This is a genomic window from Streptomyces sp. SID9727, from assembly GCF_010550605.1.
GTDB lineage: Bacteria > Actinomycetota > Actinomycetes > Streptomycetales > Streptomycetaceae > Streptomyces.
Genome location: NZ_JAAGNI010000518.1, coordinates 1 through 7,075, shown reverse-complemented (window position 1 = coordinate 7,075; position 7,075 = coordinate 1). Strand labels below are relative to the sequence as shown.

At 74.0% G+C, this 7,075-nt stretch carries 7 protein-coding genes and 1 pseudogene; all 8 read left to right on the top strand.

The window, feature by feature from the left end:
* A pseudogene (locus G3I41_RS35365) lies at positions 1-432 on the top strand (hypothetical protein); the annotation flags it as partial.
* Positions 433-448: 16 nt separating this feature from the next.
* On the top strand, positions 449-889 hold the full coding sequence (locus tag G3I41_RS35360) for a phage tail protein (protein WP_143616874.1): 441 nt from the start codon (positions 449-451) through the stop codon (positions 887-889).
* A 5-nt stretch (positions 890-894) separates the two neighbouring features.
* Entirely contained in the window at positions 895-1,695 is an 801-nt protein-coding gene (locus tag G3I41_RS35355; protein WP_164404609.1) for a LysM domain-containing protein, read from the top strand.
* Positions 1,692-3,587, top strand: coding sequence for a VgrG-related protein (locus G3I41_RS35350; protein WP_164404608.1), 1,896 nt, complete (start codon positions 1,692-1,694; stop codon positions 3,585-3,587). Before G3I41_RS35355 ends, G3I41_RS35350 begins: the two co-directional genes overlap by 4 nt.
* A gap of 35 nt (positions 3,588-3,622) precedes the next feature.
* Positions 3,623-3,904, top strand: a complete 282-nt coding sequence (locus G3I41_RS35345) for a PAAR domain-containing protein (RefSeq protein ID WP_164404607.1) — start codon at positions 3,623-3,625, stop codon at positions 3,902-3,904.
* Positions 3,905-3,910: 6 nt separating this feature from the next.
* Entirely contained in the window at positions 3,911-4,345 is a 435-nt protein-coding gene (locus G3I41_RS35340; protein ID WP_164404606.1) for a GPW/gp25 family protein, read from the top strand.
* The gene (locus G3I41_RS35335; RefSeq protein ID WP_164404605.1) at positions 4,342-6,315 is read left to right on the top strand and encodes a putative baseplate assembly protein; all 1,974 of its coding nucleotides are present in this window, start codon (positions 4,342-4,344) and stop codon (positions 6,313-6,315) included. The genes G3I41_RS35340 and G3I41_RS35335 overlap by 4 nt, the downstream gene beginning before the upstream one ends.
* 4 nt (positions 6,316-6,319) lie before the next feature.
* A complete protein-coding gene (locus tag G3I41_RS35330; RefSeq protein WP_164404604.1) occupies positions 6,320-6,886 on the top strand; it encodes a phage tail protein in 567 nt (188 codons plus the stop codon).
* Positions 6,887-7,075: the final 189 nt, after the last annotated feature.

Genomic DNA, 7,075 nt, shown 5'->3' with positions numbered 1-7,075 from the left:
CCGCCGCCCGCCCGGCCGGCGGTCCCCGGCCAAGGGCCGCGCGTCCCCGCCTCCGTCCGGAACGCCGGGGCCGTCGCCGTGGCGGCCGGGGTGGCGCAGCGGATGGCCGACGGGAGCGTCGTCTTCCCGTCCGCGCCCAGCGACGGCACCTCGCGGCCGGTCGTCCAGCGGGACTCGGAGACCGCCGAGGAACCCCCGCCGCCGCCCTTGCCGGAACCCGATCCGGAGCCGGGGCCCGAGCCCGAGCCACCGGCCGCGGAGCAACCGGCGGCGACGACGAGCCCGTCCGTGAACCCCGACGGGGTACCGCGGACGCCGCCCGTCACCGACGAGCTGGTCCGGGCTCTCTACGCGCCCCTCAGCAGACTGCTGAAGGCCGACCTGAGGCTCGAACGCGAACGTTCCGGCTCCCTCATCAACACCCGCCACTGACCGAGAGGCACGCGCCATGGCCACCGCTCCAGCCCCGGACGACCCCGCAGTCAGCGTCTGCTTCGTCGTGACGATCGACGACATCGAGCTCGGGTCTTTCAACACCTGCGACGGGCTGGGCTGCGAAGTGGTCCTGGAGACGCGTGAGGAGGGCGGCAACAACGGGCACGTGTGGCAGCTGCCGACCCGGCTGAAGTACTCCAACGTCAAGCTGTCGCGTCCGCTGACCCGCGAGACGGAGAAGGTGGCGCGCTGGTTCGCCACCATGACGACCGGGTTCAGCCGCAAGACCGCGCACATCGAGGCGCGGACCGGCGACGGCCGCAAGGTCGCCCAGTGGGGGCTGCTCGAAGTCGTGCCGGTGCGGTGGACCGGGCCGTCGTTCACCCCGGAGTCGCCCAAGGTCGCGATGGAGACGATCGAGATCGCCCACCACGGCTATGTGATGGAGGGCTGAGCACGGTGAGCGCCGCGGGACCCATCGCCTTCAGCGCGGCCGGGACGTCCGGGGTGGCGTCCGCCGCGAAGGGCGGCTCGGCCAGGCCGAAGCTGGAGCACGCCTACCTGGAGCTGCGCACCCCGCCCACCGGGGGCGGGCTCACTCCCGGCGGGCCGTGCGGGCGGATCGACTTCCAGTTCAACCCCAAGGAGCTGAGCCTGACGAAGGCGGCCTCCTGGAAGCGCACCCCGGCCAAGGGCGCCAAGAGCTCGGGTCCGCCGGAGTACCAGGGTTCGCAGCCCAGCAAGCTGACCGTCGAGATGTTCTTCGACGCGGGCGACACCCAGGACACCCGGGTCGTGACGGCGGTGGAGCAGCTGTTCGCGTGCTGCGTGCCGACGAACGAGACCAGGCAGCAGCAGCGTTCCTCGCCGCCCTGGGTGGTGTTCCACTGGGGCGGTCTGACCGGCTTCCCCGGATACGTGAGCCAAGTCGCCGCCAAGTACACGCTGTTCACCACGTCGGGCGTGCCGATCCGGGCCGTGTGCCAGGTGACGATGGAGGAGATCAGCGGGGAGACGCCCGGCCAGAACCCCACGTCCGGGGCGCTGGCGGCCCGGCGGGTGCACCGGGTCGCGTCCGGGGACTCGCTGCCGTCGCTGGCCCATCGGGAGTACGGCGACGCGGGCGCTTGGCGGGTCATCGCCGAAGCCAACGGCATCGACGACCCGATCAGGCTCGCCCCGGGCACCCAGCTGCTGCTGCCGGCGCTGGACGAGCTGAGCCGCCTGGACGACAACGCTGGCCGAGGGGTGGGCCGATGACACGCCCCGGGGTCGCCAGCGCGCTGGTGGTGGAGTTCGACGGCCGTCCGCTGCCCGCGAAGTTCCTCAACACCCTGGTCGAGGGATACGTGGACGACAGCCGCACGCTCCCCGACCTCTTCCTGCTCCGGTTCCGCGACCCGGACCGCGTCCTGCTCGAACAGACGGGCCTGAAGATCGGCAGCGAGGCCCGGCTCCTCGCCCGGGCCGGTGGCGGAACCGCCCCCAGGCCGCTCCTGGAAGGCGCGGTCACCGCCCTGGAGGTCGAGCTGGACGAGACCGGCACCTTCACCGTGGTCCGGGGCCTGGACGAGTCGCACCGGCTGCTGCGGGGCCGCCGCGTCGCCAGCTACCAGAACATGACCCTGCCCGACATCTGCGGCCAGGTCGCGCAGCGCGCCGGGCTCACACCCGGCACCGTGGACATCGCGGGCCCGGTCATCGAGCACCTCGCGCAACCCAACGTCACCGACTGGGAGTTCGTGCGGGGACTCGCCGAGGAGGCGGGCGCCCAGGCGTACGTACGCGACGGGCAGCTGCACATCACCCGGCCCGCCGAGGCGAGCGGGGCGCCGGACAGCTCCGCGCGCGCCGACCGGGACCCGCTCGTCCTCGAACTCGGCAGCAACCTGCTGCGCTGCCGCGCCGGTGTCTCGGCCGCCGAACAGGTCTCCGAGGTCGAGGTGCGCGGCTGGGACATCGGAGCCAAGGAACCGCTGGTCGGCCGGTCGCCCGCCGGGAAGTCGGCCACGCTGGACCTCGGCGTCACGGCGGCCGAGGTCACCGCCCCCTTCGGCGAGGCCAGGTTCGTCGTCACCGACGCCGCGTACGGCACCCAGGCGCAGGTGGACCAGGCGGCGAAGGCGCTGGCCGAGCGCATCGCCGGCTCGTTCGCGGAACTGGAGGCGGTGATCCGGGGCAACCCCGAGGTCACGGCGGGCAGCGCGGTCGCCCTCAACGCGGTCGGGGCGCCCTTCGAGGGCCGCTACACGGTCACTTCCTCGCGCCACGTCTTCGACGCCGTACGCGGCTACGAGACCTGGATCACCGTCTCCGGTCAGCAGGAACGGTCGCTGCTCGGGCTCACGGCCGCCTCCGGCGCGTCCGGGAGCGGTCCGCGCTGGTCCGGCCTGGTCAGCGGGACGGTCACGGACACCCAGGACCCGGAGGGCTCGGGCCGGGTGAAGGTGCGCTTCCCCTGGCTGTCCGACGAGTACGCGAGCGATTGGGCGCGCACCGCGCAGTCCGGCGGCACGGGGGGCGGCGAGGCGTTCATCCCCGAGGTCGGCGACGAGGTGCTGGTCGGCTTCGAGCAGGGGCACCTGGACCGGCCGTACGTGCTGGCCGGGCTCTACAACGGCAAGGACCGGCCCGGGGGCTCGGCCCCAGGCGCGTCCGGCACCCCGGGCGCCCCCGACGCGGCCGGCGGCGACCTGGTCGATCCCACCACCGGCGCCGTCAACCGTCGCGCGTTCGCGTCCAAGAGCGGCAACCAGCTCGAACTGCTGGACGCGGCGAACGGCCCGCAGGGCGTACGGCTGCGCACCGGAGACGGGAAGCTCACCATCGACCTGGACCGGCGGGGCACCGCCGTCGTCATCAACAGCGACGGCAGCGTCACCATCGACGCCAAGGAACAGGTCTCCGTCACGGCCGCCAAGGGCGTCTCCCTGGACGCCGGACGCGGGGACCTGACCCTGACCGGCGAGAGCGTCACCCTCACCTCCCGCAGTGGGGTCGCCCTCAACGGCGGCAATGGCAAGGTCGCCCTGTCCACGGAGGGCGCGGTGGAGGTGCACGGCGGCCAGGTCACGGTCGACGGCAGCCGGCGCGCGGACCTGAAAAGCGGCGGATCGGTCTCCGTCAACGCGCCCACGATCCAGCTCAACTGACGTACCCCCATTCGCAGCGAACAGGAGCGCCCCGCATGCCGTCAGCAGCAGCCGCCCGGGTCGGCGACCCCACGGGGCACCCGGGCACGGTCGGGCCGCCCGGGGTGGTCTCGGTGCTGATCGGCGGCAGACCCGCGGCCACGGTCGGCACCACCCACCAGTGTGCGTCGCCGCTCGGACACCCGCCGACTCCGCTCGCGCCCCCGGGCAGCCGGAGCGTGTTCATCGGCGGTAGGCCGGCCGCCCGCGTCGGCGACCTGAGCGGCTGCGGGGCGCCGATCCTCTCGGGCTGCGCCACGGTGCTGATCGGAGGCTGAACGGACATGGGAGAGCAGTTCATCGGGGCCGGCTGGGCCTTCCCGCCGCGTACGGACGCCACCGGGTCCATCGCCCTGGTACGCGGCGAACGCGAACTGGAGGAGTCGATCCGGCTGATCCTCGCGACCTCGCCCGGCGAGCGGCCGATGCGGCCCGAGTTCGGCTGCGCCGTCAACGACTACGTGTTCGCCCCCGCCGACGCGGGAACGGCCGGGCAGCTCGCGTACGAGGTGCGACTCGCCCTGGAGCGCTGGGAACCGCGCATCGAGGTCGCCGACGTCACCGTCCGGTTCGACGCGGCGGACAGCGGGGTCCTCTACATCGACATCGGCTACACGGTGCGCGGCTCCAACGACCCGCGCAACCTCGTCTTCCCGTTCTACGTGATCCCCCCGCACGGGCCGGAGACGAACCCCGACGACGAGGAGGCCGGCGCGTGACGCTGCCCAGTCCCCATCTGGACGACCGCCGCTTCCAGGGCCTGGTGGACGAGGCCAAACGCCTGGTCCAGCAGCGCTGCCCGGAGTGGACCGACCACAACGTGTCGGACCCGGGTGTCACGCTCATCGAGGCGTTCGCGACCATGGTCGACCAGCTCGTCTACCGCGTGAACCGGGTGCCGGAGAAGAGCTACCTCACCTTCCTCGACCTGATCGGCGTACGGCTGCACCCGCCGACGGCCGCACGCACCGAGGTGACGTTCCGGTTGTCCGCACCCCGCCCCGACCCCGTCGTGGTGCGCGCCGGGACCGAAGTGGCGACCGTGCGTACGGAGACGGAGGAGGCGGTCGTCTTCACCACCTCGTCCGAACTGGCCGTTGTGCCCTGCTCGTTCGCCCACCTCGCGACCTGGCCCGCCGCCGAGGAGGTGGTCGACCGCACCGAACAGCTCGCCATCGGGCGTGACGTGGCCTGCTTCGGCGCGACCCCCGCACCCGGCGACTGCCTCTACGTGGGCCTCTCGGCCGCCGTGCCGGCCGGTGTGGTCGTCCTGCGGCTCGACTGCCGCGTCGAGGGCGTCGGCGTGGACCCGCTGCGCCCGCCCCTGGTCTGGGAGGCGTGGGACGGGGCCACTTGGGCGGCCTGCGAGGTCGAGAAGGACGACACCGGCGGCTTCAACCGGTCCGGTGAACTCATCCTGCACCTGCCGAGGACCCACACCCCGGCCGCCGTCGTCCGGCGCACCGGCGGCTGGCTGCGCTGCCGCCTGATCGAGGCCGAGCCCGGCCGCCCGACCTACCTGGCGCCGCCCGTGGTCCGGTCCGTCACCGCCTTCACCATCGGCGCCACCGTCGCCGCCGAGCACGCCGAGACCATCACCGACGAAGTGCTCGGCGCGGCGGAGGGCGTACCGGGCCAGGCGTTCACCCTGGCCCGCTCGCCCGTCGTGCCGGGGGACTTCGTGGTCGAGGTCGCGGACCCGGCGAGCGGCACCGAGCCGGAGTACACCCGCTGGACCAGGGTCGACGACTTCGCGCACTCCGGCCCCGAGGACCGGCACATCACCCTCGACCCGAACTCCGGCCGCGTCGAGTTCGGCCCCGCCGTACGCGAACGGGACGGTTCCATCCGGTACTACGGCGCCGTCCCCGCCAAGGGCGCCACGGTCCGGGTGCGCTCGTACCGCACCGGAGGCGGGCTGCGGGGCAACGTCGCCCGCTCGACCCTCAAGATCCTGCGCAGCGCGATCCCGTACGTGGCCCGCGTCGAGAACCGCGGACCCGCGCTCGGCGGGGTCGACGGGGAGAGCGTCGACAGCGCCCGGGTGCGCGGCCCGATGACCCTGCGCACCCTGCACCGGGCCGTCGTCCCGCACGACTACGAACTCCTGGCCCGCGAGGTCGCCCCGGACGCCGCCCGGGTCCACTGCGTCCGGGCCGGGGCCGACGGCGACGAGAGCGACGCCACCGCCCAGGGCGTACGGCTCCTCGTCGTACCGGCCGGGCGCAGCGACGACCAGGGCCGCATCGAGTTCGACGAGCTGGTGCCGCCCGCCGAGACGCTGCGCCTCATCGCCGGACACCTGGACGAGCGCCGCCCGATCGGCGCCCGCCTCGCCGTCGAACCGCCCTTCTACCAGGGCGTCACGGTCGTCGCCTCGGTCCAGGCCGAGCCCGGCGCGGACCGCGACCGCGTGCGCGACGCGGCACTCGCCGCGCTGTACGGGTACTTCAACCCCCTGACCGGCGGTCCTCACGGGCGGGGCTGGCCCTTCGGACGCCCGGTCCAGTCCGGCGAGGCGTTCGCCGTTCTCCAGCGGGTGCCGGGCGTGGACCTGGTGGAGGACGTACGTCTCTACCGCGCCGACCCGGTGACCGGCGAGCGCACGGACGCCACCACCAAGATCCCGCTCGACCGGCACGCGCTGGTCTTCAGCTACGAGCACCAGCTCCGCGTGAGAGGAGGCTGACCCCATGCGCACCGGCGTCCCCGGGCTCCCCACCCCGCACCCGCTCATCGACCAGCTCCCCGCCGTCTACCTGGAGCAGGACTTCGTCCGCCGCTTCCTCGCCGCGCTGGACGACGTCCTCGCCCCGGTCCTGCTCGCCATCGACAACCTCCCCGCCCACCTGGACCCGCGCAGCGCCCCCGACGACTTCCTGGCCTGGCTGGCGCAGTGGGTGGCGGCGGAGTCCCTTGCGGACGGGCCGGTCGAGCGGCGCCGTGAGACGGTACGCGGCGCGGTGGCCCGGCACGCCCGGCGCGGGACTGCGGGCGGCCTCGCCGAGGCGGTACGCCTGGCGACCGGCGCGGACCCGGAGATCACGGAGAGCGGTGGCACCGCCTGGTCCACCGGATCCGGCGCCACGCTTCCCGGCGCGCCGCGCCCCTGGGTGACGATCCGGCTCCGGGAGGGGCGCGGCCGGTCCGTCGACCGGGCCCGGCTGGAGGAACTCATCGGCACGGAGGTGCCGGCCCACGTGGGCTTCACGCTGGAGATCCTGCCCTCGGACGAGGGCGCGGGGGGTGCTGTGCGGTGATCTGCGAGACGTGCGGGACGAGAAATGAGCCGGGCCGCGAATTCTGCGTGTCGTGCGAGGCGTTTCTGGCGTGGGAGGAGGGCGACGAGCCCGCGCCCTCGGCGCCTCGTGCGCCCGCGCGGCCAGGACCGCCCGCCGACCCGCCGGAGGCGGGTCCGCCGTCCCTCCCGGCCCCGCCCGTGGCTCCGG

Bases quoted from the DNA above. Each gene is read 5' to 3' on its own strand.
- G3I41_RS35360 (WP_143616874.1), top strand. From the start codon at position 449: ATGGCCACCGCTCCAGCCCCGGACGACCCCGCAGTCAGCGTCTGCTTC.
- G3I41_RS35330 (WP_164404604.1), top strand. From the start codon at position 6,320: ATGCGCACCGGCGTCCCCGGGCTCCCCACCCCGCACCCGCTCATCGAC.
- G3I41_RS35345 (WP_164404607.1), top strand. From the start codon at position 3,623: ATGCCGTCAGCAGCAGCCGCCCGGGTCGGCGACCCCACGGGGCACCCG.
- G3I41_RS35350 (WP_164404608.1), top strand. From the start codon at position 1,692: ATGACACGCCCCGGGGTCGCCAGCGCGCTGGTGGTGGAGTTCGACGGC.
- G3I41_RS35340 (WP_164404606.1), top strand. From the start codon at position 3,911: ATGGGAGAGCAGTTCATCGGGGCCGGCTGGGCCTTCCCGCCGCGTACG.